General features: G+C 71.6%; 27 protein-coding genes. 19 read left to right on the top strand and 8 right to left on the bottom strand.

Features of this window, described 5'->3' with window-relative positions; genetic code table 11:
• Window position 1: 1 nt before the first annotated feature.
• The 11 genes from AB0N81_RS21030 (at window position 2) to AB0N81_RS20980 (ending at window position 9422) form a co-directional block, all read left to right on the top strand.
• Window positions 2-1288 carry a beta-ketoacyl-[acyl-carrier-protein] synthase family protein gene (locus AB0N81_RS21030; protein WP_365360390.1) on the top strand — a complete coding sequence of 429 codons (1287 nt, stop codon included), beginning with the start codon at window positions 2-4 and terminating at the stop codon, window positions 1286-1288.
• Window positions 1285-2523 (top strand): beta-ketoacyl-[acyl-carrier-protein] synthase family protein, encoded by a 1239-nt coding sequence (locus AB0N81_RS21025; protein ID WP_365360388.1) that lies wholly within the window; start codon window positions 1285-1287, stop codon window positions 2521-2523. The genes AB0N81_RS21030 and AB0N81_RS21025 overlap by 4 nt, the downstream gene beginning before the upstream one ends.
• Window positions 2502-3011, top strand: a complete 510-nt coding sequence (locus tag AB0N81_RS21020; RefSeq protein WP_365360386.1) for a holo-ACP synthase — start codon at window positions 2502-2504, stop codon at window positions 3009-3011. The genes AB0N81_RS21025 and AB0N81_RS21020 overlap by 22 nt, the downstream gene beginning before the upstream one ends.
• A 9-nt stretch (window positions 3012-3020) precedes the next feature.
• Window positions 3021-3275 (top strand): phosphopantetheine-binding protein, encoded by a 255-nt coding sequence (locus tag AB0N81_RS21015; RefSeq protein ID WP_365360385.1) that lies wholly within the window; start codon window positions 3021-3023, stop codon window positions 3273-3275.
• 4 nt (window positions 3276-3279) lie between these two features.
• Window positions 3280-3735 (top strand): SRPBCC family protein, encoded by a 456-nt coding sequence (locus AB0N81_RS21010; protein WP_365360383.1) that lies wholly within the window; start codon window positions 3280-3282, stop codon window positions 3733-3735.
• A 132-nt stretch (window positions 3736-3867) separates the two neighbouring features.
• Window positions 3868-5070 carry a methionine adenosyltransferase gene (gene metK / locus AB0N81_RS21005; RefSeq protein ID WP_365360381.1) on the top strand — a complete coding sequence of 401 codons (1203 nt, stop codon included), beginning with the start codon at window positions 3868-3870 and terminating at the stop codon, window positions 5068-5070.
• Between the two features lie 86 nt (window positions 5071-5156).
• Window positions 5157-6140 (top strand): carbohydrate kinase family protein, encoded by a 984-nt coding sequence (locus tag AB0N81_RS21000; RefSeq protein ID WP_365360379.1) that lies wholly within the window; start codon window positions 5157-5159, stop codon window positions 6138-6140.
• Entirely contained in the window at window positions 6137-6673 is a 537-nt protein-coding gene (locus AB0N81_RS20995) for a PEMT/PEM2 methyltransferase family protein (RefSeq protein WP_365360377.1), read from the top strand. The genes AB0N81_RS21000 and AB0N81_RS20995 overlap by 4 nt, the downstream gene beginning before the upstream one ends.
• A gap of 2 nt (window positions 6674-6675) precedes the next feature.
• Window positions 6676-7485 (top strand): cyclase family protein, encoded by an 810-nt coding sequence (locus AB0N81_RS20990; RefSeq protein WP_365360375.1) that lies wholly within the window; start codon window positions 6676-6678, stop codon window positions 7483-7485.
• Window positions 7486-7533: 48 nt separating this feature from the next.
• Complete coding sequence (locus tag AB0N81_RS20985; RefSeq protein WP_365360373.1) at window positions 7534-8814, top strand: acyltransferase domain-containing protein; 1281 nt, start codon at window positions 7534-7536, stop codon at window positions 8812-8814.
• A 20-nt stretch (window positions 8815-8834) separates the two neighbouring features.
• Entirely contained in the window at window positions 8835-9422 is a 588-nt protein-coding gene (locus tag AB0N81_RS20980) for a TetR/AcrR family transcriptional regulator (RefSeq protein WP_365360371.1), read from the top strand.
• A gap of 55 nt (window positions 9423-9477) precedes the next feature.
• On the opposite strand, the gene AB0N81_RS20975 is transcribed toward AB0N81_RS20980, so the two are convergent.
• The 4 genes from AB0N81_RS20975 to AB0N81_RS20960 all read right to left on the bottom strand — a co-directional run bounded on the left by AB0N81_RS20975 (window position 9478) and on the right by AB0N81_RS20960 (window position 14208).
• Window positions 9478-10683: an FAD-dependent oxidoreductase gene (locus tag AB0N81_RS20975; protein ID WP_365360369.1), complete on the bottom strand. Its 1206-nt coding sequence runs from the start codon at window positions 10681-10683 to the stop codon at window positions 9478-9480.
• A gap of 51 nt (window positions 10684-10734) precedes the next feature.
• Window positions 10735-12282: an MFS transporter gene (locus AB0N81_RS20970; RefSeq protein WP_365360367.1), complete on the bottom strand. Its 1548-nt coding sequence runs from the start codon at window positions 12280-12282 to the stop codon at window positions 10735-10737.
• Window positions 12283-12415: 133 nt separating this feature from the next.
• Window positions 12416-13075 (bottom strand): response regulator transcription factor, encoded by a 660-nt coding sequence (locus AB0N81_RS20965; RefSeq protein WP_365360365.1) that lies wholly within the window; start codon window positions 13073-13075, stop codon window positions 12416-12418.
• Between the two features lie 518 nt (window positions 13076-13593).
• Window positions 13594-14208 (bottom strand): class I SAM-dependent methyltransferase, encoded by a 615-nt coding sequence (locus AB0N81_RS20960; RefSeq protein ID WP_365360363.1) that lies wholly within the window; start codon window positions 14206-14208, stop codon window positions 13594-13596.
• Between the two features lie 251 nt (window positions 14209-14459).
• On the opposite strand from AB0N81_RS20960, the gene dhaK reads away from it, so the two are divergent.
• The 3 genes from dhaK to AB0N81_RS20945 are packed head-to-tail and all read left to right on the top strand — an operon-like array spanning window position 14460 to window position 16502.
• Window positions 14460-15452 carry a dihydroxyacetone kinase subunit DhaK gene (gene dhaK, locus AB0N81_RS20955; protein ID WP_365360361.1) on the top strand — a complete coding sequence of 331 codons (993 nt, stop codon included), beginning with the start codon at window positions 14460-14462 and terminating at the stop codon, window positions 15450-15452.
• A gap of 2 nt (window positions 15453-15454) precedes the next feature.
• Window positions 15455-16099 (top strand): dihydroxyacetone kinase subunit DhaL, encoded by a 645-nt coding sequence (dhaL, locus tag AB0N81_RS20950; protein ID WP_365360359.1) that lies wholly within the window; start codon window positions 15455-15457, stop codon window positions 16097-16099.
• A complete protein-coding gene (locus tag AB0N81_RS20945) occupies window positions 16092-16502 on the top strand; it encodes a PTS fructose transporter subunit IIA (RefSeq protein ID WP_365360357.1) in 411 nt (136 codons plus the stop codon). Before dhaL ends, AB0N81_RS20945 begins: the two co-directional genes overlap by 8 nt.
• 71 nt (window positions 16503-16573) lie before the next feature.
• Here the strand turns inward: AB0N81_RS20945 and AB0N81_RS20940 are convergent, their stop codons facing one another.
• Window positions 16574-17152: a glycoside hydrolase family 75 protein gene (locus AB0N81_RS20940; protein ID WP_365360355.1), complete on the bottom strand. Its 579-nt coding sequence runs from the start codon at window positions 17150-17152 to the stop codon at window positions 16574-16576.
• A gap of 242 nt (window positions 17153-17394) precedes the next feature.
• Between AB0N81_RS20940 and AB0N81_RS20935 the strand changes: the two genes are divergently transcribed.
• A complete protein-coding gene (locus AB0N81_RS20935) occupies window positions 17395-18390 on the top strand; it encodes a fibronectin type III domain-containing protein (RefSeq protein WP_365360353.1) in 996 nt (331 codons plus the stop codon).
• Between the two features lie 27 nt (window positions 18391-18417).
• Here AB0N81_RS20935 and AB0N81_RS20930 read toward each other — a convergent pair whose 3' ends face one another.
• Window positions 18418-18990, bottom strand: coding sequence for a PadR family transcriptional regulator (locus AB0N81_RS20930; protein WP_365360351.1), 573 nt, complete (start codon window positions 18988-18990; stop codon window positions 18418-18420).
• A gap of 120 nt (window positions 18991-19110) precedes the next feature.
• Between AB0N81_RS20930 and AB0N81_RS20925 the strand changes: the two genes are divergently transcribed.
• The 4 genes from AB0N81_RS20925 to AB0N81_RS20910 all read left to right on the top strand — a co-directional run bounded on the left by AB0N81_RS20925 (window position 19111) and on the right by AB0N81_RS20910 (window position 22288).
• On the top strand, window positions 19111-19539 hold the full coding sequence (locus tag AB0N81_RS20925) for a nuclear transport factor 2 family protein (RefSeq protein ID WP_365360349.1): 429 nt from the start codon (window positions 19111-19113) through the stop codon (window positions 19537-19539).
• Between the two features lie 187 nt (window positions 19540-19726).
• Window positions 19727-20233 carry a hypothetical protein gene (locus tag AB0N81_RS20920; protein WP_365360347.1) on the top strand — a complete coding sequence of 169 codons (507 nt, stop codon included), beginning with the start codon at window positions 19727-19729 and terminating at the stop codon, window positions 20231-20233.
• A gap of 127 nt (window positions 20234-20360) precedes the next feature.
• Window positions 20361-21173: a sugar phosphate isomerase/epimerase gene (locus AB0N81_RS20915; RefSeq protein ID WP_365360345.1), complete on the top strand. Its 813-nt coding sequence runs from the start codon at window positions 20361-20363 to the stop codon at window positions 21171-21173.
• Window positions 21170-22288: a Gfo/Idh/MocA family oxidoreductase gene (locus AB0N81_RS20910; protein WP_365360343.1), complete on the top strand. Its 1119-nt coding sequence runs from the start codon at window positions 21170-21172 to the stop codon at window positions 22286-22288. Before AB0N81_RS20915 ends, AB0N81_RS20910 begins: the two co-directional genes overlap by 4 nt.
• Window positions 22289-22333: 45 nt before the next feature.
• On the opposite strand, the gene AB0N81_RS20905 is transcribed toward AB0N81_RS20910, so the two are convergent.
• Both AB0N81_RS20905 and AB0N81_RS20900 read right to left on the bottom strand, forming a co-directional pair.
• Window positions 22334-22867 (bottom strand): PadR family transcriptional regulator, encoded by a 534-nt coding sequence (locus AB0N81_RS20905; RefSeq protein ID WP_365360341.1) that lies wholly within the window; start codon window positions 22865-22867, stop codon window positions 22334-22336.
• Window positions 22868-22903: 36 nt separating this feature from the next.
• Window positions 22904-24925 carry an NADPH-dependent 2,4-dienoyl-CoA reductase gene (locus AB0N81_RS20900; protein WP_365360339.1) on the bottom strand — a complete coding sequence of 674 codons (2022 nt, stop codon included), beginning with the start codon at window positions 24923-24925 and terminating at the stop codon, window positions 22904-22906.
• Between the last annotated feature and the right edge of the window lie 135 nt (window positions 24926-25060).

Raw genomic sequence — 25060 nt, 5'->3', positions numbered from 1 at the left:
CATGCGAGAAGTGGTCGTCACCGGGCTCGGCGTCATCAGCCCGGCTGGAATAGGAAAAGAAGCCCTCTGGGAAACCGTTTCGGCAGGGAAGAGCGTCACCAAATCCCTGTCGGACATCACGAGTTCCGATCTGTTCGGGGAATTCGACTTCGTATCCGACGCGGTGGCAGAAGTACCCGGATTCGAGGACCAGGTGCCGGCGCTGCCGGCCGAGGTGCAGCGGCTCGACAGGTATGTGCAGTTCGCGGTCGCCGCGGCGCTCCAGGCGATGGGGGACGCCGGGCTCGAAACCGGCGACTACGCCGCCGAGCGGACCGGCATCTCCCTGTCCACCGCCATCTGCGGCACCCCCAAAATGGAGCAGGAGTTCCTCGCGGTCACCGACCGGGGCCGCAAGCCCATCGACCCCGCCAAGGCGGGCCGCGACCTGTATCTCGCGTCCATGTCGAACACCCCGGGTGTGATCCTCTCGGCCCTGCTCGGCACCCAGGGTCCGTGTGTGACGCTGTCCACCGGATGCATCGGCGGAATCGACGCCGTCGGTCACGCCGTGGAGGCGATCCAGTACGGCGAGGCGGACGTGATGATCGCCGGAGCCAGCGAGGCCCCCATCACCCCGGTGACGGTGGCCTCCTTCGAGATCATCAACTGTCTTTCGCGCGCCTACAAGGACCGGCCCGAGGCGGCCTCGCGCCCCTATGACGCGGGACGCGACGGTTTCGTGCTTGGTGAGGGCTGCGGTGTCGTCGTCCTCGAGGAGCGCGAGCACGCGCTGCGCCGCGGCGCCACCCCCTACATGGAGATCAACGCCTTCTCGCACACGTCCAACGCCGTGCACATGACCGACCTGCTCTCCGACGGCGCCGACCTGACCCGTGCCATGACCCAGACCATCGAGCGGTCCGGGCTCACCCCCGCGGACATCGACCACGTCAGCTCGCACGGCAGCTCCACCCCGCAGAACGACACGTGTGAGACCAGCGCGCTCAAGCTCGCCCTCGGCGACCGTGCCCGAGAGGTGCCGGTGAACTCGGCGAAGTCCATGCTGGGCCACGCGCTCGCCGCGGCGAGTGCCATGGAGATCGTGCTCTGCGCGCTGGCCTGCGAGCGCTCCTTCGTCCACCCCACGGCCAACTACGAGACGCCCGACCCCAGTTGCGACCTCGACTATGTGCCGGGCACCGGTCGGCCCTGGACCGGCGAGGTGATCCTCAAGGATGCCAGCGGATTCGCCGGGCTGCACGCCGCGATGATCGCCCGTGCCGTGCGGGAAGGAGCGTCGCGATGAGTGTCGTCATCACCGGGGTCGGCGCGGTGACCCCCGCGGGCACCGGAATGGAACCCCTGTGGCAGAGCGCCCGCGACGGAGTCGCGCAGCTCACCACCATCGACCGCTTCGACGCCTCGGACTACGCCTGCCCGGTCGCGGGTCAGGCGGACTTCGACGCACTCGCCGAACTGCCGTCCCGGTTCGTCAAGCGCACCGACCGCTTCACCCACCTCGCCGTGCACGCGGTACGCCAGGCACTGGCCGGGGCCGGAGTGCGCATCGGCGAGGAGGTGGCGCCGGAGCGCACCGGCGTGATGGTCGGAAACGTGCTGGGCGGCTGGGAGTTCGCGGAGCGTGAGCTGCGCAAGCTGTGGACCGACGGCCCGCGCGCGGTCAGCCCTTACCAGGCCACGGCCTGGTTCCCGGCGGCCCCGCAGGGCAACATCTGCATCGACCAGGGCATCAAGGGTCCGGCCCGCACCTTCGTCGCCGACCGGGCGAGTGGGGCGTACGCCCTGATCGGCGGCGCCGAGGCGCTGTTGCGCGGCAGGGCCGACGTGGTGCTCGCGGGCGGGGTCGAGGCGCCGCTGTCGCCGTACGGCTGGCTGTGCCTGGAGACCAGTGGGCTCAACGCCAAGCCCCGGGCCACGCTCGCCCCGCACGAGCTGTACCGGCCCTTCGACGCCGGGCACACCGGCAGCGTGTTCGCCGAAGGCTCCGTCTTCCTGGTGCTCGAGCGCAGGGAGCACGCCGAACGGCGCGGCGCCGTCATCCACGGGGAGCTGGCCGGCTGGGGCGTGAGCAGCGACGGCTACATGCCGTACTACACCGTCGAGCCGACCGGACAGGTGCTCGGCCGCGCCATGCGCGCCGCCACCGAGCGCGCCGGCATCACCGGCGGGGAGCTCGGCGCGGTCCTCGGACACGGCTCGGCCATTCCCTTCGAGGACGTCACCGAGGCGTACGCGCTGCGCGAGGCGTTCGGTTCCGTCGCGGAGCGGCTTCCCTTCACCGTGCCCAAGTCGGGCTTCGGTCACCTCCTCGGCGCGGCCGCCCCCGCCGACGCGGCGCTCGCTCTGTACGGCATGCGCGACGGCCTGGTGCCGCCCACCGTCAATCTGGACCGGCCCGCGCCGGGGGTCGACCTCGATCTCGTACGGGGCTCGGCACGGCCGGTACGGGACTGGGAGCACACCCTGGTGGTCTCCCGCGGCCTGGGAGGGGTCAACGCATGTCTGCTGCTGCGGCGTTGACCGCGCTGAGCGCGCTCGGGGGTGAGGGGAGCGCTCTTGCGGTGGGTATCGACGTGGTCGACGCCGAGCGGCTCGGCACGATCGTGGCGCGCCGCGGGCAGCCGCTGCGGGACCGGCTGTTCACCCCCGTCGAGCAGGCGCTGTGCGAGGGCGCGTCGCCGCGCTACCGGACGTACTGCATGGCAGGCCGGCTCGCGGCCAAGGAGGCGGTGCGCAAGGCCCTCGGCCCGCACGGCCGCGGCGTCGGCTGGCTGGAGGTTGAGATCGGCCGTGCCGCGTCGGGTGAGCCGCTGCCCAGGCTGTCCGGGCGGGCGCAGGCGGCCCTCCGCCTCGCCGGGTTCGGTGGGTTTCGACTGAGCATCGCGCACGAGGCCGGGGTGGCGGTGGCGATCGCGCTGGCGCTGGGAGCACCCGGCGGCACGCACATCTCCGAGGGTGCCGCCGTCGGCGCCGCCCTCGGTGTCGGGGACAACACGGACGAGACATAAGGGGAGTTCATGGACATCCATCAGGAAGTGGTCTCCGTCATGGAGGGCATCGGATTCCAGAAGGAGGAACTGGCGCACGACAAGCGGCTGGCGAATGACCTCGGCATCGACTCGACCGAGCTGGTGGAGATCGTGGTCGCGCTGGAGGAGCACTTCCACATCTCCATCGACGCGGACACCGAGGACGGTTTCACGACCGTGGCCGATCTGGTCGACCGCGTCGACCAGATGCTGTCCGCCGGCGCGAACACGAGGAAGGACTGACGCCATGCCGAGGATCGAGAACAGCATCGTCATCGAGGCGGCCCCCGAGCTGGTCTTCGACATCACCAACGACATCGAGCGCTGGTCGGAGATATTCAACGAGTACAGCCACGCCAAGGTGATCTCGCAGGAGAACGAGGGCCGTTGGACCGAGATCGTCTTCGAGCTCGCCAACGCGGAGGGAGCGACCTGGCGCTCCTGGCGGCTGCTCGACCACCGGGAGCTGACCGCGGTCGCCGAGCGCCGCGACCCGCTCTACCCCTTCCGCTACATGCATCTGAAGTGGACCTGCACATCGGTGCCCGGCGGGACCTCGATGACCTGGATCCAGGACTTCGAACTCGACGAGAAGTTCGACGTGCCGCTGGCGACCGTGCTCGACCGGATGCAGCTGCACACCAAGGAGAACCAGGCCGGCATCAAGCAGAAGATCGAATCCGGGGCCGCCGCGGCCACCTGAGGCGCCGGCCCCGACCGCCGTGGCGGGCAGGCCGCCGCTCCGCACGGCCCCGCCGGGTGGCCGCCTGCCCGCGCCCCCGCGCCCCGCTCACGACAGGACCTGTCCCCCGTACCTCCCGAACAGGAGATGCCCGTGACCCGCCGTCTGTTCACCTCGGAGTCGGTCACCGAGGGACACCCCGACAAGATCGCCGACCAGATCAGCGACGCCGTCCTCGACGCCCTGCTGGCGCAGGACCCGGCTGCCCGGGTGGCCGTCGAGACGCTGGTCACCACCGGGCAGGTGCACCTCGCCGGCGAGGTGAGCACGACCGGGTACGTCGACATCCCCGCCCTCGTCCGGGAGCGGATCGTCGGCATCGGATACGACGCGTCGAGCAAGGGGTTCGACGGAGCCTCGTGCGGGGTCTCGGTGTCCATCGGAGCCCAGTCGCCCGACATCGCCAGGGGCGTCGAGACCGCGTACGAGACCCGGACGGCGGACAGTGAGGACGTACTCGACCGCCAGGGCGCGGGCGACCAGGGCCTGATGTTCGGCTACGCCTGCGACGAGACGCCGGAGCTCATGCCGTTACCCATCGCCCTCGCGCACCGCCTGGCCGCCCGCCTCGCCGCGGTGCGCAAGAACGGCACCGTCCCCTGTCTGCGTCCCGACGGCAAGACCCAGGTCACCGTCGAGTACGACGGGGACCGTCCCGTACGGCTGGACACCGTGGTGCTCTCCAGCCAGCACGCCGCAGACATCGACCTGGACTCGTTCCTCACCCCCGAGCTGCGCACTCATGTGCTCGAACCCGAACTCGCCGCCCTGCCGGGCGACTTGGACACCACGCGGGTGCGGCTCCTGGTGAACCCGACAGGACGCTTCGAGATCGGCGGCCCGATGGGCGACGCGGGTCTCACCGGCCGCAAGATCATCGTCGACACGTACGGCGGCATGGCCCGCCACGGTGGCGGCGCGTTCTCCGGCAAGGACCCGTCGAAGGTCGACCGCTCGGCGGCGTACGCGATGCGCTGGGTCGCCAAGAACGTGGTCGCCGCCGGACTCGCGCGGCGCTGCGAGGTCCAGGTGGCGTACGCCATCGGAAAGGCCCGGCCGGTCAGTCTGTCCGTCGAGTGCTTCGGCACCGGGACGACCTCCGTCGCCGCGATCCGGCACGCCGTCGGCGAGGTCTTCGACCTGCGGCCCGGCGCCCTGGTCCGCGACCTCGACCTGCTGCGCCCCATCTACTCCGCGACCGCGGCCTACGGTCACTTCGGCCGGGAACTCCCGGAGTTCACCTGGGAGGCCACCGACCGGGCCGACAAGCTCCGGCAGGCCGCCGGCGGCCGGTAGTACCGCACGGCTGCGCCGCCGCTCCCGGCGGGAGACACCACCCGGCGTCCGGCCCGTACCGCATTCCCACCTCCAGGAGGCTCCAGGTGCGCATCGCCGTCACAGGGTCCATCGCAACGGACCATCTGATGCACTTTCCGGGCCGCTTCGCCGATCAGCTTCTACCCGACCGGCTGCACGCCCTCTCCCTGTCCTTCCTCGTCGACCGGCTCGAGATACGCCGCGGCGGAGTGGCGGCCAACATCGCCTACGGCATGGGCCGGCTGGGCCTCTCCCCCACTCTGGTCGGCGCCGTGGGCACGGACTCCGCCGATTACCAGATCTGGCTGAAGCAGCACGGCGTCGACGTCGACTCCGTCCTGGTGGTGCCGGGCGAGCCCACCGCCCGCTTTGTGTGCACGACCGACGTGGATCATCACCGGATCGGCGCCTTCTATCCCGGCGCGACGCGGGCGGCCTGCACCATCTCCCTCCAGGGCGTCGTGGAGCGGGTCGGCGGGATCGACCTGGTGATGATCTCGCCCAACGACCCCGCGGCGATGCTCCGGCACACCGAGGAATGCCGCCTCTCGGGCCTGCCCTTCGCCGCCGACCCCTCCCGGCAGATCGCGGACATGAACCGTCAGGACGTCCAGTTCCTGCTCGACGGCGCCCGGTATCTGTTCACCGACGAGCGCCAGGCCGCGCTCCTCCAGGAGAGCACGGGCTGGAGCGCGCTGCGCATCCTCGAACGGGTCGGCGTGTGGTTCACCACGCTCGGCGCGGCGGGCGTGCTCGTCGAGCGGGCCGGCCAGGAGCCGTTCGTCGTTCCCGCGATCCCCGACGTGTCGGTCGTCGAGCCGACCGGCGCGAGGGACGCGCTGCGGGCCGGGGTGCTCGCCGCACTCGCCCGCGGCGCCTCGCTGCGCGGTGCCGCGCAACTCGGTTGCGCCCTGGCCTCGTTGGCGCTGGAGTCGGCGGGGACACAGGGGTACGCCCCGGACGCACGGTCCCTGGCCGGCCGCGTCCGCGGCGCGTACGGCGAGGAGACGGTGGCCGCGACAGTGCCCGTCCTGGCGGGGATGTCATGAGCGCCGGACGACTGGCGCGTCCCGGGCCCGTACTGATCCCCCTGGTCACCGCGGGACTGGTGCCGACGCTGCTCGGCCTGCTGCTGCCCGGGCCCGGCCTGCCGTTGCCGGCCCCGCTGCGGCTGGTCGGCGGGGGCGTCCTGGTGCTGCTCGGCGGCTGGATGACCGCGGACGCCGTGGACCGGGTCTATCTGCGCCAGCGCACCCCGCTGGGCGACCGGCCGCCCGAGCACCTGGTCCGCGCGGGCTGGTACCGGGTCGTCAGGAACCCGATGGCGGCCGGGATGACCCTGCTCCTCATCGGCCTGGCGCTGTGGTGGTCCGCGTCGTCCGTCCTGTGCTGGGCCGCCCTCGTCCTCACGGTCTCCTGTGTGGCCGTGCTGCGCGTGGAGGAGCCGAGTCTGCTCAGCACCTTCGGCGCGCAGTACGCCGCCTACCGGCGTGAGGTGCCCGCGTGGATCCCGTACGCCCCGAGGCCGCGGTCCGCGACAACTGTTCCGCACACCACCGATGCCCGGCCGAGCGAGGACTAGCCATGTATGTCGATCTGAGCATTCCGATCAGCCGCCGGGCGCCCGGCGTGGAGTTCGAGCAGTGGCTGCACCGGGACGGAATCCGTCATCTGACCCGGCGCATCAGGGCGTTGCCCGGAGACAGCCGGCGCGACCGCCGCCTCAATTACTGGCGGTGGCTGACCGGCAGACGCCGCCTGAAGGAAGGGGACGTGCCCGGCGGGTGCTTCCTGTCGAACGAGTTCTACCGGATGTCCGTACACCAGGGCACGCATGTGGACGCCCCCTTCCACTACGGCCCCGAGTGCGAGGGCCGGCCCGCGAAGAAGGTCATGGAGCTGCCGCTGGAGTGGTTCAGCGGGCCGGGGGTCGTCCTCGATGTGCGCGGCTGCGGAGGGAACGCCAGCGAGCACGACGTCAAAGAGGCGCTGCGCACGGCCGGTCGCGCGGTCGGCCCGGGCACGGTGGTGCTGTTCCGTACCGACTCGGACCTGCGCCTCGGCACCCCCGCCTACTACACCGGGTCCACCGCGATATCCCCCGGCGCCGTCGACCATCTGCTGGATCTCGGCGTGAAGGTGCTCGGCACGGACTGCTGGAGCTTCGACGGGCCCGCCCGCCCCATGGTGGAGGAGTTCTTCCGCACCCGCGACCCGGGCGCCCTGTGGCCGGCCCACATGCACGGCAGGAAGCGCGAGTTCATCCAGATCGAGGGGCTGGCCCGGCTGCGCGAGCTGCCGCCGGGGCCCTTCACCTTCATGGCCTTCCCGATCGCCCTGGCCGATGCCGGCGCCGCCTGGTGCCGTGCGGTGGCCAGGACGGAGACCGCGTAAGAGGGCCCTGGACCGGCGACGCGCACATCTCACTGAGGAGGGCTGTCGATGACCACACACAGCACGCACCTGCTGCCGCTCTCGGCGGCCACCCCCGACGCGCTCGCGGACGGTGTTCGCGCCGCCGTGCACGAGCTGTCGGCGCTCGGCGCCGCCTCGCCGGGCGAGTTGTGCGCCACCGCCGCCGCGGGCCGGCACGACACGCATCGGCTCGCGGTGACCGGACGGAACGCCGATGAGCTGATGGCGGGCCTGCGGGCGTACCTCGACGGCACGACGGCGCGCGGGGTGTCGGCCGGGGAGGCCCGCGCGGACGGACCGCGTGTCGCGTTCCTGTTCAGCGGTCAGGGTGCGCAGTTCCTGGGCATGGGGCACGGGCTCTACCGCACGGCGCCGGTGTTCCGGTCCGTCGTCGACCGCTGCGCCGAGGCGGCCAGGCCCTTCCTCGACCATCCGTTGCAGGAACTGCTCGACCCCGAGTCGGGGCGCGGCGCCGCCGTGCACCGACCGGCGGCCGCCGCGCTCGGCACGTTCAGCGTGAGCCTCGCGCTGACCGCTCTGTGGCGCAGCTGGGGCATCGAGCCCGCTGCCGTACTCGGCTTCAGCTCGGGCGAGTACACCGCGGCGTGCTGCGCCGGGGTCCTCACCCCCGAGGCCGCGATCCGGCTGCTGGGCACGGAGGCCGCACTGGCGGCGCGGGTCACGGACGGTGCGATGGCGGTGGTCACCCTCGACGAGGGCGCGGCACGCGAACTGCTCGCGGACGGCACGGAAGGGGTGGACGTCTCCGCGGTCATCTCGGAGCGCGAGGTGTCGCTGTCCGGCGAGGTCAAGGCGCTGACCAGGCTGACGGATCGTCTGGAGGCGGACGGCGTACGAGTGAGCAGGCTGCCCGTGCCACAGGGCCTGCACTCCCCGCTCCAGGAGCCGGCGCTCGACGCGTTGGCCGAGGCCGCGGCGACGGTCGCCTTCGCGGCGCCGCGGATTCCGCTGGTCTCGACGGTGACCGGCGCTCCGGTGGACGCCTTCACCCTGAGCGATCCGGGACACTGGCGCCGCCATATGCGCGGCCCTGTCCGCTTCCTGGACGCGATCCGGGCCCTGGACGGCCTGGGCTCCGACACGTATGTCGAAGCAGGTCCGGGGCGGGCACTGGTCGGTCTCGGTGCCCGCTGCCTGCCGGGCGGCGGACGGCAGTGGCTGGCTTCCCTCGGGCGCAGCACCGACGGCCGCGGTCCGATGCTCGACAGCCTCGGCAGGCTCTACACCGCGGGAGCGCCGGTGCAATGGTTCGACGGCGTCCATCCCGAGGGCCTCAGCAGCCGATAGCCGTCGTTACAATGGCTTGAATGGCTCAGGAGAATACGACCCGACCGTCGCCGGGGCGCCCGCGCAGCGCGGAAGTGTCCCGGGAAATCGTCGCGGCCGCACTGAAATTGCTGCGCGAGCGGGGCCCTCAGGGGGTCACGGTCGAGGCCGTGTCTCTTTATTCGGGCTCCGCGAAGACCACGATCTACCGCAGGCACAAGAATCGCTATGAATTGCTGCGGGCGTCCCTGGCATTCGTCGAAGGCATGCCGGAGCCCTCCGCCACCCTGTCGGCCCGGGAACGGGTGGCCGAGTTACTGGGACAATTCAGGTACGGCCTTGAGGAGGTCGTGGGCCTACGCGCTCTGGCCGCCCTCCTGCACGGCGACGAAGACCCGGAATTCACCCGCGCTTTCCGTGACGGCGTGCTGCAGCCACGGCTCGACATTCTGCTCGGGGCGCTGCACGCGGGCGTGAGCTCCGGCGAGCTGCGCCCGGACGCCGATTACCAGACGGTGGTCAGCATGATGGCCGGTTCGTTCATCGCCCGTTCCGCGGTGCAGGGCTCCGTGCCCGCCGACTGGGCCGACAGCGTGCTCGACACGATCTGGCCCGCTCTGCAGGCCTGACGGCAGGAGCCGTGAGTCCGGACGCGGAATCCGGCCGAATCATGGCGCGGGCCTTTCAGTCGCTGCTGACCCGTTCAGGACGCAGCCCGACCCCGATGAAGTGGGCGGTCCAGCGGCTGAGGAAGGGGAACCTCCGCACGAGGCGCGCCGCGAACGGCCGCTCGACCGTGGCGTGCCGGTCCTTGGGGTACAGGTCGGCGAGCATGTGGACCTGTGCCAGCTGCATGGCGCGGACCGGGAACGCGCGCCGGCGCTGGACACGGGAGAGTTCCTTCCGCGTGGGCCGCCGGCCGGCGCGCAGGACCGGCCCGAGCATCCGGGCCGCGGCCACCCCGTCCTGCACGGCGAGGTTGATCCCGACGCCGCCCGCCGGCGACATCGCGTGGGCGGCGTCTCCGATGCACAGCAGCCCCCGGCGGTACCAGGTGCGGAGCCGGTCGACCCGGACGCTCAGCAGCTTCACGTCGTCCCAGTCGTCGATCTCCGCACGCAGCCGGTCGGCGAACTCCGCGTGTATCGCGGTCACATCGGCGTGCAGCCGGCCGAGGCCCTCCCGCCGGACGGTTTCGTACTGGCCCTGCGGGATGACGTACGCGACCTGCCAGTAGTCGCCGCGGTCGATGGTGATCAGCACGAAGCCCGATCCCGTGTGCAGGAAACTCATGTTTTCGTCCGGCTGCCTGCTCAGCCGGAACCAGAGCACGTCCATGGGCGCGGCGCCGGACACGACGGGCAGTCCGGCGGCCCGTCGCATGGCCGAGTGCCGTCCGTCGGCAGCGATGACGAGGTTCGTCCTGAACTCCAGGGGTCCGTCGGGGGTTTCGGCGCGGACACCTCGCACCTCGTCGCCCTCGCGGATCACGTTGATGGCCTCCGCCTTCTGGATCAGCCGGAAGCCGGGCAGCTCCGCCGCCTTGCGGGCCAGGAAGTCGAGCACGTCCCACTGGGGCATGAACGCGATGTACGGATAGCGGCCGCCGAGCTTGGAGAAGTCGGCGAAGTCGGTGGGCCCGGCCGGGGTCTCCACCGTGATGGTGGAGACCTTGCTGTGCGGGATCTCCAGGAACTCGTCGATCAGGCCGAGTTCCTCGAAGATCCGCAGGGTCGAGGGGTGCACGGTGTCCCCGCGGAAGTCACGCAGGAAGTCGCCGTGCTTCTCCAGGACGACGACTTCCACCCCTTGCCGGGCGAGCAGGAAGCCCGTCATCATTCCGGCGGGTCCGCCGCCGACGACGCATGCCTGGATCTGTTCGGTCTTCACTCGTCGGACTCCTAGGTGTGGGTGGCCGGGGTGGTCGGTCCGGTGCCGTGCTCAGTGCCCCGCCGCCATCGCTACGCGCTCGCCGTCCGGGACCGAGGTGTCGATGTCCCGGCTTCTGATGAGCGGCAGCACGGCGACCGCCCCGATGAAGGCGACGACCGCCGCGACGATCAGGATCGAGTTGAGGCCGTCGATGAAGCCGGCCTCGGCGGCGTTCGAGAACACTCCTCGCTGCTGGGGCGGGAGTCCGCCGATCACCTCGCCGACCTGGCCCGACGACACGGCGTGCGACAACTCGTCGGCACGGCCGGACAGCGGCGTGCCGGACAGCTCCTTCTGCACTCCGTCGCGCACCCGGTCGGCGAAGACCGCGCCGAGGGACGCGATGCCCACGGCGATGCCCAGGGAGCGGCAGGTGTTGCTCAGTCCGGAGGCGACGCCTGCCCTGGCCGGTTCGACCGCGCCCATCGCCGCGGCCACCACATTGGGGTTGACCAGGCCGACGCCGAGGCCGGTGACGAGTTGCCCGGCGAGCAGCGCGGTCCATTCGTCGCCCACTTCGAGGCCGCCCATCAGGAGCATTCCGACACCGATGCAGGCGAGGCCCGATGAGATGAGCCAGCGCGCGGGCAGTACGGTGCCGAGCCGTGCGGCGAGTGCGGAGGCCACGAAGATGGACAGGGTGAGCGGCAGCAGGCGCAGTCCCGCCGCGAGCGGTTCGAGGCCGAGCACCGTCTGCAGATAGAGCGTCAGATACAGCAGCAGCGCGAACGCGGTGGCGCTCATCGCGAGGACTCCGACGCTGGCGCCCGTGGTGGTGATCCGATTGAAGACGCTGCCCGGCAGCATCGGATCGCGCCGGGCCCGCTCGACGAGGACGAACAGGCCGAGTCCGACGGCGGCGACGACGAAGGCGCCCACCACCTGGAAGCTGCTCCAGCCCTCTTCGTTGGCCCGCAGCAGGGCGAAGGAGAGCGACCCGAGGGCGGTGCCGAGGGTGAGGAAGCCCGGCCAGTCGATCCGGCCCGCGGACGGCGCCCTGGACTCATCGACCCTGGCCACGGTGGCGATCAGGGCCAGCGCGCCGACCGGCAGGTTGACCAGGAAGATCCACCGCCACCCCGCGCCCTCGACCAGGAGGCCACCGGCGAGCGGTCCGACGGCGAGCGCGGCCCCGCTGACCGCCCCCCAGACGGCGAGCGCCAGATGCCGGTCCTTGCTCTCCGGGTAGGCGGCGGCGAGCAGGGCGAGCGAGGTGGCGAGCATGGCGGCGCCGCCCACCCCTTGAAGTGCGCGCGCCAGGATGAGCAGCAGCGGATCACCGGCCACTCCGCACAGGAGCGAGGCGACGCAGAACAGCACCATTCCCCAGAAGAAGATGGCGCGCCGCCCGAACTTGTCGGCGAGCGAGCCCGCCGTGAGCAGGGCGGCCGACAGCGCGACCGCGTAGGCGGCGACGACCCACTGGAGATCGGTGAGCGTCGCGTCGAGGGCGCTCTCGATCTCGGGCAGAGCGATGTTCACGATGGTGACGTCGAGCAGCAGCATGAAGCTGCCGACGCACACCACACCCAACGTCCACCAGCGGCTGCGTGCCATGGCGCGCTCCCCTCCGACAGGGCCCCCTTCGTATCCGTCGGGCTCCCATTTAAATACGCTACGAGGAGCGTAGCGTATTTAAGGATGGCGCTGCAAGGCACGCCGGAGGGCGATGGTGACGCGGCACGGAGAACTACAGCTCGGCCGGCATACCGGTCGGCTGCCCCAGGAAGCGTTTGGCATACAGCACGGTCTGCAGCCGGTTCGGCGTGCCGAGTTTGGCGTAGATGCGGCTGAGGTAGTTCCGGACGGTCTTCGGGCTGATCCCCAGGAACCTGGCGATGTGGCCGGTCTCCTGGTCATCGGCGACCAGGAACAGAATCTGCCGCTCGCGCTCCGTGAGCCGGGAGAGCGGAGAGCCGCCGGCGACCGGCCGCTCGGACATGAGCCCGAGGACGTGCACGGCGGTCTCGGGCGAGAGGGCCACCCCCTCGCGGTGCACCGTGAGCAGAGCGGTGCGGAGCTCACTCGCGCCGATGGTGCGCGACAGGTAGGCGTTGGCGCCGGCCTGGAACGCCTCCCGCATATAGACCGGCTGCTGCTTGGAGGTCAGGATGACGATTCGCGTGTGACTGAAGGCCCGGCGAATCGCGCGGGTCGCCCCGACACCCCCCATGCCCGGAACGCCGAGGCCCATCAGAACGATGTGCGGGAAGTGCAGCCGCATCTGGTGCAGCGCTGACGGGCCATCACAAGCGAGTGAGACCACGGAGAACTCCGCGAATCCCTCCAGGAGCTTGCATAATCCCTCGATGACGATCTTCTCGTTGTCGACCAGCAGAACCTTTATCATCCGAGTAACCCCCGTGACTTGGATTCCCTCATCGCTGAATTACCTTTCTGCGGCACAGGGTACCGCACTCTCCAATCAACTCCATTGAGGCGTGGTCGAGTTAGCCGCTGACCACTCGGCGTTACATCGGAAGTTTCGATTCCTATTTCACCGGAATTTTCGATTCCTATGGTCCGTGCGATTTCGCATACAAGTTCGTACGTCGACACCCGCGTCATCGAGGAGCCTGAACACCAATCCCTTTCGCCCCTTCAGCAACTCGCTCCCCGTTGGTGCTTTGACCGGTGCGTCGGACAACTACGCGGCGGGCCCGCCACATTGGATGTGGCGGACCCGCCGCGGTACGCGAAGAGAAGAGGATCAGGCTGCGAGAGCCCAGGTCTGGGAGTCGACCGGCATCCCACCCGGCTCGATTCGGCCCTCGCACTGTTTACCGGATCAGGCCCTGAAACCGACCGGATGTGAGTGCCTGGGCGCGCCGGTGCACCTCGGTGACACCTCGCCACGGCGCCGTGGCGTCAGCCGTGAGTCGCCCGATGGACACTGACGGCGTAGCCGCCGCCCTCGTAGGGGTGGGCGTCCCAGGTCGCGAAGCGGTCGACCAGGGTGAGGCCGGCCGCGGCGCAGTAGGCGTCGTACTCCGGCAGGGTGATGGTGGGCGGTACCGGCAGGTGGGCTTCGTCCAGGCCGAATCCGGCGACCATGAGGCCGCCCGGGCCAAGGGTCGCGGCCAAGTGGCCGACCGCGGCGGCCTCGGTACCCGCGGCAAGGAGCGGGAAGATGTTGCCGGCGGCGACCACGAGGTCGAAGTCCGTGGCGAGATGAAGCTCGCCGGGGTCGAACGTCGCCAGGTCGGCCTGGACCCAAAGCAGTTCCGGTGCCTGCCTGCGCGCCACGGCCAGCATGGAGGCGTCGAGGTCGACCCCGACACAGTCGTGACCGAGCTCCGCCAGCCGGATCATGACCCGGCCGGTGCCGCACCCGGCGTCCAGCACCCGCGAGCCGACCGGCACCAGCGCGGTGCAGAACCGCGCCTCGCCGTGCATGTCGCCGCCCCGGTCGGCCAGGGCCGCGAAGCGAGCGGCGTAGTCCTCACCGGACGTCCCACCGGTCAGCTCTTCCCAACGGTTCATGACGGACAGGGTAGGTGAGCGTCCGCCGGCGTCGAACAAGACACCGGCGCCCAGCGGCAGGAGATGCGTCCCGATCCGGGGCCGGACGCGCCCCTGACGTCCTCGCGCGTGACCTTCGCTGCGCCAAGGCCGATACTGCCGACAGCGACACTCCAGCCGAAACTCGGCGACGGAACTGGCCACACCGCTCTGACCAGCTAGAACGCAGGTCGAGGACCTGCGCTGCCTGCCAACCTTCCCAGGAGGCACCCATGAAGATGCTGATCAATGTCGCCGAGACCGTGGTCGCCGACGCGCTGCGCGGGATGGCCGCCGCGCATCCCGAGCTGGTCGTCGACGTCGAGAACCGGGTGATCGTACGCAAGGACGCCCCCGTCGAGGGGAAGGTCGCCCTGGTCTCCGGCGGTGGATCGGGGCACGAACCGCTGCACGGCGGGTTCGTGGGGCCTGGAATGCTGTCGGCCGCCTGCCCGGGGGAGGTGTTCACCTCGCCCGTGCCGGACCAGATGGTGCGGGCCGCGGCCGCCGTGGACAGCGGCGCGGGCGTGCTCTTCGTCGTGAAGAACTACACGGGCGACGTCCTCAACTTCGACATGGCCGCGGAGCTCGCCGAGGACGAGGGCATCCAGGTGGCGAAGGTGCTCGTCGACGACGACGTGGCGGTCGCCGACAGCCTCTACACCGCCGGCCGACGCGGCACCGGCGCCACGCTCTTCGTGGAGAAGATCGCGGGGGCCGCCGCCGACGAGGGCATGCCTCTGGGGCGGGTCGAGGCCATCGCCCGGCAGGTGAACGAGAACGCACGCAGCTTCGGCGTCGCGCTCAGCGCGTGCAGCACGCCCGCGAAGGGCAGCCCCACCTTCGAACTGCCCGCCGGGGAGCTGGAGTTGGGTGTCGGCATCCACGGCGAGCCGGGGCGCGAGCGGCGCCCCATGATGACGTCCCGCGAGATCGCCGACTTCACCGTCGACGCCGTACTGGAGGATCTCGCGCCGCACAATCCGGTCCTCCTGCTCGTCAATGGCATGGGGGCCACCCCGCTGCTCGAGCTGTACGGCTTCAACGCGGAGGTGCAGCGCGTACTCGCCGAGCGCGGCGTCCCCGTGGCCCGCACCCTCGTCGGCAACTACGTGACCTCCCTGGACATGGCAGGCGCCTCGGTGACGCTGTGCCAGATCGATGAGGAACTGCTCAGGCTGTACGACGCGCCGGTGCGCACGCCCGGCCTCCGCTGGGGGGCCTGACCATGCTCGACGCCGACTTCTTCCGCCGCTGGCTGACGGCCGCCGCGGCCGCCGTCGACCGTGAGACGGAGCGGCTCACGGAGCTGGACTCGGCGATCGGCGACGCCGACCACGGCAGCAATCTGCAGCGCGGCTTCACCGCCGTCGCGGCCACCCTGGAGAAGGAGGCCCCGGACACGCCGGGCGCCGTCCTCACGCTGGCGGGGCGCCAGTTGATCTCGACGGTCGGCGGCGCGTCGGGCCCGCTCTACGGCACACTGCTGCGCCGTACCGGCAAGGCGCTCGGCGACGCGGCCGAGGTCGACGAGGCACGGTTCGCCGAGGCGCTGCGCACCGGCGTCGACGCGGTGGCCGCGCTCGGCGGTGCCGCGCCCGGCGACAAGACGATGCTGGACGCACTCGTCCCGGCCCTCGACGCGCTCGACGAGTCGTTCGGCGCGGCACGCGAGGCAGCCCTCCAGGGCGCCCTGACCACCACCCCTTTGCAGGCCCGCAAGGGCCGCGCGAGCTACCTGGGCGAGCGCAGCATCGGGCACCAGGACCCGGGCGCGACGTCCTCGGCGCTGCTCTTCGAAGCACTTGCCGAGACCGCGGAGGGGCACGGCTCGCGGGATGGTGGCGGCGCGCGGGAGGCCGGCCGTGGCTGACGGACAGCTGGTCGGCATCGTCCTCGTGTCGCACAGCGGTCCCGTCGCCGAGGCGGTCGCCGCACTCGCCGCGGGACTCGCGGGAGGCGGCGCCACCGCCCCCGTGGCGGCCGCGGGCGGCACGGACGACGGCGGACTCGGCACCAGCGCGGAGCTGATCTCGGCGGCGGCCGCACGGGTGGATCGGGGCGCGGGCGTCGCCGTCCTCACCGACCTCGGCAGCGCGGTCCTCACCGTGAAGGCGCTCATCGCCGAGGGCGACGAACTCCCGGACGGCACACGGCTGGTGGACGCGCCGTTCGTGGAGGGCGCGGTGGCTGCGGTGGTGACCGCGTCGGCCGGTGCCGACCTCGCGACGGTCGAGGCGGCGGCGACGGAGGCGTACACGTATCGGAAAATCTGAACCGGGGGCCGGGAGGGGGCGGAGGCGGAGGCCGGGGTCGGCCGGGACACCCCGGACGCCCGCCCCTCCCGCTAGTTCCGTCGCACGAACCGCCGTGCCAGCGCCTCGCCCCGGGCGGCCGCCGACGCGTGGCTCTCGATCGGTGACGCCTTGGGGCCCTCGAAGAAGATGTACGTGACGTCGGAGTCCGTGCCGCCCGTTCTCGGGTCCGGCCGGATGCCGAGCGCTTCGGCCGTCGCGTACGACGCCTCGCCGATGAGGTCGGTGGGCCCGGTGGCGCCGACGACGGCGTACTGGACCCTGTCGCCGTGCACGACGGCGGCGACGGTGCCGCCCGTGACGCCGTGCTCGGCGTGGTTCCAGCGGCGGCCCGGGCCGGGCACCACCACGTAGGGCAGGTGCTCCGCGTCGAGCTGTCGGCCGTCGGACTGCTGGAAGGCCGTGGCGTGGAGGAACAGCGGGTCGGTGCGGCGGTTGCACGCCTCGGTGGGCTGCCCGTCGCAGTCGATGTCCATGTCGGCCTTCCAGAAGACCGCGCCCCGCGCCCCGCACACGGGGACGGTCTCGCGGGCGCCGTCGTCGGTGCGGTATCGGCCGTGCGAGATCTGTCGGCACTCCCGGGTCCCGGCCAACAGATCGGCGGCCCGCACCGCCCCCTCCCGGGCCGGGGCGGCCACGGAAGCCGCGGGGCCGGCAGGGCGAAGCCGGCCGCGGCGGCGAGGACCACCGTTCTGTTGCGCGCGGGATATCGGCCAGGTATTCCAGTTTGCGCACCCTCGTACGCCCGGTACGCCGATCAGGGTCCGGACGGCGCACGCCCCACCTCTTGATGTGCTCTCGTCACCTGTGTCAAATAGGTCCGTACCAATGCCGTCGAGTGGAAGGCAGCACCGTGCGACGGATCTCCCGTCTGTCCACCCCTCTGGCCCTGCTGACGGCGACGGCCGCGACCGCGGCCACGCTGAGCGGCTGCGCGTGGGGCGGTGACGACACCAAGGACACCCGGCCCCCCGCAGCGCCCCGCGGCCTCACCGTGCAGGCGGGCAGCGCCACCACCGCCCACGTCATGTGGAACCAGGCCACCGACGACACCGAAGTCACCGCCTACGAGGTGTACCGCGGCACCAAGAAGGTGAAGGAGGTGACGGGCCGGGAGCACATGGTGGACGTCGTCGGCCTCACGCCGTCGACCACGTACTTCTTCACCGTCCGCGCCCGCGACGCCGAGGGGAACGTCAGCGAGGACAGCAAGAAGCTCTCGGTCACGACGCCCGCCGCGGCCGCCGCGGACCGCGAGCCCCCGACCCGGCCCGGGCGCCTGACGGGCGAGGCGGAGGGAAGCAGGGCGGCGATGCTGTCCTGGGGCAAGTCGTCGGACGACAGGAAGGTCGCCTCGTACGAGATCTTCCAGGGCCGCTCGAAGATCCACAGTGTGGGCGGGAACCAGACCGCGACGCTGGTCACCGGCTTGCGGCCCGGCACCGACTACACCTTCACGGTCAAGGCGCGCGACGCCGCCGACAACTTCTCGCCCGCGAGCCGCGAGGTCCGCGTCACCACGGCGGCGGGCAAGGGCTCGGGGCGCGGCACCGCGCCCACCGGCTTCCGGGCGGACACGCACCGGGCCGACGGGGCGTACTACATCGACCTGACCTGGACGCCGCCGCGCACCGGCGGTGCCGTGTCGGAGTATCAGATCCAGCTCGACGGCCGCACCGCCACCTCACTCGTCTACGGCGGCACCGCGCCGCGGGACAAGGCCGAGCACAGCTTCTACATCGGCAGGAAGGCCGGGGAGCGGTACCGGGTGCGCATCCGCCCCAAGCTGCCGGACGGGACGTGGGGCGGCTACTCCCCCGAGCGGACGGTCACCACGGGCCGCCCCTGAGGGCCCGGACGGCTCAGCTCCGCCGTCTCAGCCCCGCCGGTGCGCGGCAGCCGCCCGTTCGCTCAGCAGCGCCGCCGCGCGCCGGCACCAGTCGCGGGTCTCGCGTTCGAAGGCGAGCCCGCGCAGACACGTCAGATAGGGGCCGACGCGTTCGCCGGTGCGCAGGAACTCCTCTTCCTCCGCGCCGCCCCGCAGCCGCACGAGGAGTTTCTCCAGGACCTCGGTCTTCGCGTCGGCGACCGCCGCCCGCTCCGTGAGCTGCTCGATCACCGGCGCGGCGGCGACACCGTCGACGGCCTGCACCTTGACCAGCAGGTCGTCACGGATGAAGGACGGCTTCGCGGCCCGCGCGGCGAACCGCTCCATCTCGGCGAGGCCGTCGTCGGTGACCTTGAACAGCCGCTTGTTCGGACGGCCTTCCTGGACCACCTCCCGCCCGGCGACCAGACCTTCCCTCTCCAGCTTGGCCAGCTCGGCGTAGAGCTGCTGGGGCAGCGCGTGCCAGAAGTTGGCCACGCCGATGTCGAATCCCTTGGCCAGTTGGTAGCCGCTGTACTCGCCGTCCAGCAGTGCCGCGAGCACCGCGTGCCGCAGAGCCATTTCCCGGGTCCCCTTCCCTTCGGCCGCTTCGCCCCCGCATCATAGTCACCGATCTGACCAGTCAGATTCATGACTATGGCGATGCGGCGCGCCACCGCCGCACGCACCTCGGGAGGAACCATGACGCACCCCACCGCCGCGCGCTTCCGCGCCCTCGTCGAGCAGCGGAATCTCGACGCCCTGGAGGAGCTGTTCACGCCGGACGTCCGCCTCTACAGCCCGGTGAAGTTCACGCCCTTCGAAGGCCGTCCCATGGTGCTCGGCCTCTTCGGCGTGCTGCTGCGGACGTTCGACGACTTCCGGTACGTCGGCTCGTACTCGGGCGAGGCGCGGACCAGCGCCGACGGCAGCGAGGCGGAGTCGGACGTACTGCTCTTCCGCACCACCGTGAACGGGAAGGAGGTGCACGGCATCGACCTGCTGCACTTCGACGAGGAGGGGCGCATCAAGGAGTTCACCGTGATGGTGCGCCCGCAGTCCGCGGTCCAGGCGCTCGGGCAGGCGGTGCACGAGGGGCTGATCGCCGACGGCCTCGTTCCCGCCCCGTGACGGCAGGTCAGCGCCCGGTCTGCGCCCCGGTCTGCGCCGGATGAAGGATTCCGTCACCTGCCCGGCCGCCGTCCGCATGCGGTGGCCGCGCGCGGCACGTTGGCTCTTCGTCAGGTAGCACGGGCGTTCCCCGACTCTCGGCGGCGCATGGGTTGTACCGCCTCCCGTGTCACCGGAGGGCAGACTCATGCGTACTACTCAGATATGTGTCCGTACCGGCCTGACCGTCGCCGCCGCCGCGCTGCCGCTGATACTGGGTGCTCCCTCGGCGTCCGCGGGCGGCGGCATCACCGTCACCGCCACCGGGTCCACCGTGCGGGTCACCACCACCGCGTGCGGCAGCGACGGCGGCACGGCCTCGCTGATGGGCGCCGCCAACGCCAGCTTCGCCGGAGGCCAACAGGTGGCGCTGACGAACGGCAGCGCTTCCTGGCAGAACGTCGGCGCCGGTACGTACACGGTGCTCGTGTCCTGCAAGGACGGCGCGTCGGCCGGACCTCAGTCCGTCACCGTCGGCTCCACGCCGACGGCCTCCTCGACGGCCGCGCCCTCGCGCGGCGTCCGCGGAGGGCTCGGGGGCGGTTCCGAGGACCGGGGCACGGTCACCCTTCTCACCGGCGGGGCCCTGGTGGCCGCGGCCGCGGGCGGCGGTGTCTGGTACCTGCGCCGCCGAGGGGCCGCCGGCCGCACCTGATCACGGCACAGTCGAAGGCCGCCCACCTCTCAGCACGGCAGGTGGGCGGCCTTCGCATGCCGAGGCACCCTTGCCCGCCCCACCGAACCGCCTTACCGTCCTCCCAGCCGACAGGGAGGGCGCGTTCATGCCACGACCGCTCAGCGTTCAGCTCTACACCGTGCGCGACCAGCTCGTCGCCGACCGGGAGGGGACGCTGCGCCGCCTCGCCGGTCTGGGGTACGGCGCGGTGGAGGCGTACGACGTGCTCGGCGACCCGAAGGGGCTGCGGCGGATCGTCGACGACCTCGGGCTCACCGTGTCCGGCACGCACGCCGTGCAGTTGCTCGGCCCGGAGCCGGGCCACGTTCTCGACGCGGTGAACACGCTCGGGACCGATCTCGCGGTCGTCCCCGCGGGCATCCCGCCCGAGGAGTTCACCTCCCGCGACGGGCTCGCCCGCACCGCCGACCGCCTCAACTCCCTCGCCGAGGTGGCAGAACGGCACGGCGTACGCATCGGCTACCACAACCACTGGTGGGAGATCGAGCCCCGCTTCAGCGACGGGGATGGGGGCGGAGGCGGGGCCGGGGCCGGACAGGAGGGCGGAGACGGCGCAGGCGTCCTGCACGCCGTCGACGTGCTCGCCGGGCTGCTCGATCCCGCCGTGTTCCTGGAGATCGACACCTACTGGGCGGCGGTCGGCGGCGCCGAGGTACCCGGCCTCCTGCGGCGCCTCGGCGACCGCGTGCGGGCGCTGCACCTCAAGGACGGCCCCGGCACCAGGGAGGACCCGAACGTGGCGGTCGGCGGCGGCACCATGCCGGTGCCGGAGATCCTCGCCGCCGCGCCGGACGTCTGGCGGATCGTCGAGTTCGACTCCTGCGCGGGCGACTCGGACACCCTCTTCGACGAGCTCGCCGCCAGCCACACCTATCTCACCTCACTGGAGGCGGCATGACTCCGGCACCCGTCGGCTCGGGCCCGGTCGGCGTCGCCGTCGTCGGCGCGGGCGTCATCAGCGCCGAGTACCTGCGTACGCTGAGCCACTTCCCGGACGTCCGGGTCGTCGCCGTCGCCGACCTCGACGAGGAACGGGCGGCCGCCGCTGCCGTCACCCACGGCATACCCGTGTCGGGCAGCCCTTCGATGGTGCTCGCCCTGCCCGAGGTCGAGCTGGTCGTCAACCTCACCGTTCCCTCGGCGCACGCGCAGGTCGCGACGGCCGCCCTGCGCGCCGGGAAGCACGTCTACGGCGAGAAGCCCATCACGCTCGCCCCGGCGGAGGCCGAGAAGCTGCTCGCCGAGGCGTCGGAGCGGGGCCTGCTCGTGGGCAACGCGCCGGACACGTTCCTCGGTGCCGGCCTGCAGTCGGCGCTGCGGGCCGTGGCGGCCGGGCACATCGGCGCGCCCGTCGCGGCGACGACGGTGACTCAGGGCACGGGCCCCGAGTCGTGGCACCCCGATCCGGCGTTCTTCTACCAGCCGGGCGCGGGGCCGCTCTTCGACCTCGGCCCGTACTACCTGACCTCGCTGGTCGCCCTCTTCGGCAGCGTGGAGCAGGTGGCCGCGACGGCGGCACGCGCGCGCGAGGAGCGCGTCGTCGGGTCGGGACCCAAGGCGGGGCAGGTGTTCCCCGTCGACGTGCCGACGCATGTGTCGTCGCTCCTCCGGTTCGCCTCAGGCGTGCGGGCCGACTCGACGTTCAGTTTCGACTCCGCGCTCCCCCGCATCCGCTTCGAGATCACCGGGACCGAGGGCACCCTCGCGGTGCCCGACCCGAACACGTTCGGCGGCCCGCTGAAGCTGCTGCCCAACGGCTCCGACGACTGGCGCGAACTGCCGGTCGAGGGGCGGACCGACGGACGCGGCCTCGCCGTGGTCGACATGGCGCGCGCCCTGCGCGGCGGCGCGCCCCACCGGGCGTCCGGCGCGCTCGCCCTGCACGTCCTGCAGACGATGACGGCGATCACGCGCTCGGCGGAGCGGGCGGAGTTCGTCCCGCTCGCCACACAGCTGGTGCCGCCGCGGCCGCTGCCCGTGGACTGGGACCCCCGGGAGGCGACACTCGGCTGACCCCGCACCGTCCTCGCTCCCGCCCCCAGCGGCCCCGCCGGGCGGCTACGGCGCTTCGAGTTCCTCGATCGTGCGCGTGAGCCACTGCGTCCAGAACGTCTCCAGGTCGATGCCCGCCCGCAGCACCACATGGCGCAGCCGGTCCTCGACGGCGTCCTTCCCGGGCGGGAAGTCCCGCCTCTCGATCTCCTCGTACTCGGCCAACTGCCGCCGGTGCAGGGCGAGATGGCGGTGCAGGTCCTCCTGGACGCCCTCCGTGCCGACGACCGCCGCGGCGCGCAGACGCAGCAGGAGGGTGTCGCGGAGCGGCTTCGGGTCCTGGCTCGCGGCCGTCCAGCGGGCCAGCTCGGCGCGGCCCGCCGGCAGGACCTCGTACTCCTTCTTCTGCCCGCGGGTCGCGCCCTGCCGGGGCAGGGCGCGGATGGCCCCCTCGCGCTCCAGCCTGCCCAGCTCGCGGTAGATCTGCTGGTGCGTGGCCGACCAGAAGTAGCCGATCGACTTGTCGAACCTGCGGGTCAGTTCGAGGCCCGACGACGGCTTCTCCAGGAGGGCGGTGAGGATCGCGTGCGGGAGTGACATGGGGGCAATCCTAGGGACGGGCCGCGCGGGCGCGGGTCAGAGCGCGGCGGCCAGCTCCGTGCCCTGCTTGATGGCGCGCTTGGCATCCAGTTCGGCGGCCACGTCCGCGCCCCCGATGAGGTGCGCGGCGACGCCCGCCGCGACGAGCTCCTCGTACAGGCCGCGGCGCGGCTCCTGTCCTGAGCAGAGCACGATCGTGTCGACGGGTATCACGGACGACTCCCCGTCGACGGTGATGTGCAGGCCCGCGTCGTCGATGAGGTCGTAGCTCGCGCCCGCCACCATCGCGACGCCGCGGTGGCGCAGTTCGGTGCGGTGGATCCAGCCGGTGGTCTTGCCGAGGCCCTTGCCGACCTTGGACGTCTTGCGCTGCAGCAGGTGGACGGTGCGGGGCGGCGTCGGCCGCTCGGGCTTCGTGAGGCCGCCGCGCTCGCGGTAGTCCATGTCGACGCCCCACTGCCGGAAGTACGTCGCGGGGTCGAGGCTCGCCTTCTCGCCGCCGTCGGTGAGGAACTCGGCGACGTCGAAGCCGATGCCGCCCGCGCCGATGATCGCGACCCGCTCCCCCACGGGCGCCTCGTCGCGCAGCACGTCGAGGTAGCCGACGACGCTGGGGTGGTCGATGCCGGGGATCTCGGGGGTGCGGGGCGTGACGCCGGCGGCGACGACCACCTCGTCGTAGGCGTCCGCCGCGAGGTCGTCCGCGGTGACGACGGTGTTCAGCCTGACGTCCACGCCGCGCAGGTCGAGCTGGGTGCGGAAGTAGCGCAGGGTCTCGTCGAACTCCTCCTTGCCGGGGACCTTGCGGGCGACGTTGAGCTGGCCGCCGATCTCGTCGGCCGCGTCGAAGAGGGTGACGTCGTGGCCGCGTTCGGCCGCCGAGACGGCGAAGGCGAGACCGGCGGGGCCCGCGCCGACGACGGCGATGCGCTTCTTCGTGCGGGTCGGCGAGAGCACGAGTTCGGTCTCGTGGCAGGCGCGCGGGTTGACCAGGCAGGAGGTGATCTGCAGGTTGAAGGTGTGGTCCAGGCAGGCCTGGTTGCAGCCGATGCAGGTGTTGATGGCCTCGGGCCGCTCGGCCTTCGCCTTGTTGACGAAGTCGGGGTCGGCGAGCAGCGGGCGGGCCAGCGACACCATGTCGGCGGCGCCGTCGGCGAGCAACTGCTCGGCGATCTCGGGGGTGTTGATGCGGTTGACGGTCACGAGCGGTACGGAGACCTCGCCCATGAGCTTCTTCGTGACGAAGCTGTACGCGCCGCGCGGCACGGACGTGGCGATGGTGGGGATGCGCGCCTCGTGCCAGCCGATGCCGGTGTTGATGATCGTGGCGCCCGCGGCCTCGATCTCCTTGGCGAGCTGGACGACCTCTTCGAGGGTCGAGCCGCCGGGGACGAGGTCCAGCATGGAAAGGCGGTAGATGATGATGAAGTCGGCGCCGACGCGCTCGCGGGTACGGCGGACGATCTCGACGGGGAAGCGGATGCGGTTCTCGTAGGAGCCGCCCCAGCGGTCGGTGCGCTGATTGGTGGGGGCCGCGATGAACTCGTTGATGAGGTACCCCTCGGAGCCCATGACCTCGACGCCGTCGTAACCCGCGAGCTTGGCGAGTTCGGCGGCGCGCACGAAGTCCTCGACGGTCTGCTCGACCTCGTCGTCGGTGAGCTCGCGGGGCACGAAGGGGCTGATGGGCGCCTGGATGGCGCTGGGGGCGACGAGCTTGTCGTGGTAGGCGTACCGGCCGAAGTGGAGGATCTGCATCGCGATCTTCCCGCCCTCGGCGTGCACGGCTGCGGTGATCGCCGCGTGCTCCTTCGCCTCGGCCTCGGTGGTGAGCTTGGCGCCGCCGTCCCAGGGGCGGCCGAGCTCGTTCGGGGCGATGCCGCCGGTGACGATGAGGCCGACGCCGCCGCGAGCGCGGGTCGCGTAGAACTCCGCCATCCGCTCGAAGCCGTTGGGCGCCTCTTCGAGGCCGACGTGCATGGAGCCCATCAGGACCCGGTTGGGCAGGGTGGTGAAGCCCAGGTCGAGCGGGTTCAGCAGGTTCGGGTAACGGCTCATGCGGCCCCTCCGTACGCGGTGTCTACAGGACAGTTGTAGACCAGCCGCACAGCGTTGTGCAACTAGTTGCATAAGACGTGAGCGGAGTCTCCCCGCCGACGCCGACGGCCGTCAGCGTGATGTCCGAATCCCGCC

The sequence above is a fragment of the Streptomyces sp. NPDC093510 genome, from assembly GCF_040683555.1.
Lineage (GTDB): Bacteria > Actinomycetota > Actinomycetes > Streptomycetales > Streptomycetaceae > Streptomyces.
This window is presented reverse-complemented; position numbering and strand designations above follow the sequence as displayed.

Coding starts and splice junctions, on each gene's coding strand:
- AB0N81_RS21030 (WP_365360390.1), top strand. CDS start 2: ATGCGAGAAGTGGTCGTCACCGGGCTCGGCGTCATCAGCCCGGCTGGA.
- AB0N81_RS21025 (WP_365360388.1), top strand. CDS start 1,285: ATGAGTGTCGTCATCACCGGGGTCGGCGCGGTGACCCCCGCGGGCACC.
- AB0N81_RS21020 (WP_365360386.1), top strand. CDS start 2,502: ATGTCTGCTGCTGCGGCGTTGACCGCGCTGAGCGCGCTCGGGGGTGAG.
- AB0N81_RS21015 (WP_365360385.1), top strand. CDS start 3,021: ATGGACATCCATCAGGAAGTGGTCTCCGTCATGGAGGGCATCGGATTC.
- AB0N81_RS21010 (WP_365360383.1), top strand. CDS start 3,280: ATGCCGAGGATCGAGAACAGCATCGTCATCGAGGCGGCCCCCGAGCTG.
- AB0N81_RS20995 (WP_365360377.1), top strand. CDS start 6,137: ATGAGCGCCGGACGACTGGCGCGTCCCGGGCCCGTACTGATCCCCCTG.
- AB0N81_RS20990 (WP_365360375.1), top strand. CDS start 6,676: ATGTATGTCGATCTGAGCATTCCGATCAGCCGCCGGGCGCCCGGCGTG.
- AB0N81_RS20985 (WP_365360373.1), top strand. CDS start 7,534: ATGACCACACACAGCACGCACCTGCTGCCGCTCTCGGCGGCCACCCCC.
- AB0N81_RS20980 (WP_365360371.1), top strand. CDS start 8,835: ATGGCTCAGGAGAATACGACCCGACCGTCGCCGGGGCGCCCGCGCAGC.
- AB0N81_RS20970 (WP_365360367.1), bottom strand. CDS start 12,282: ATGGCACGCAGCCGCTGGTGGACGTTGGGTGTGGTGTGCGTCGGCAGC.
- AB0N81_RS20965 (WP_365360365.1), bottom strand. CDS start 13,075: ATGATAAAGGTTCTGCTGGTCGACAACGAGAAGATCGTCATCGAGGGA.
- AB0N81_RS20960 (WP_365360363.1), bottom strand. CDS start 14,208: ATGAACCGTTGGGAAGAGCTGACCGGTGGGACGTCCGGTGAGGACTAC.
- dhaK (WP_365360361.1), top strand. CDS start 14,460: ATGAAGATGCTGATCAATGTCGCCGAGACCGTGGTCGCCGACGCGCTG.
- dhaL (WP_365360359.1), top strand. CDS start 15,455: ATGCTCGACGCCGACTTCTTCCGCCGCTGGCTGACGGCCGCCGCGGCC.
- AB0N81_RS20930 (WP_365360351.1), bottom strand. CDS start 18,990: ATGGCTCTGCGGCACGCGGTGCTCGCGGCACTGCTGGACGGCGAGTAC.
- AB0N81_RS20925 (WP_365360349.1), top strand. CDS start 19,111: ATGACGCACCCCACCGCCGCGCGCTTCCGCGCCCTCGTCGAGCAGCGG.
- AB0N81_RS20920 (WP_365360347.1), top strand. CDS start 19,727: ATGCGTACTACTCAGATATGTGTCCGTACCGGCCTGACCGTCGCCGCC.
- AB0N81_RS20915 (WP_365360345.1), top strand. CDS start 20,361: ATGCCACGACCGCTCAGCGTTCAGCTCTACACCGTGCGCGACCAGCTC.
- AB0N81_RS20910 (WP_365360343.1), top strand. CDS start 21,170: ATGACTCCGGCACCCGTCGGCTCGGGCCCGGTCGGCGTCGCCGTCGTC.
- AB0N81_RS20905 (WP_365360341.1), bottom strand. CDS start 22,867: ATGTCACTCCCGCACGCGATCCTCACCGCCCTCCTGGAGAAGCCGTCG.
- AB0N81_RS20900 (WP_365360339.1), bottom strand. CDS start 24,925: ATGAGCCGTTACCCGAACCTGCTGAACCCGCTCGACCTGGGCTTCACC.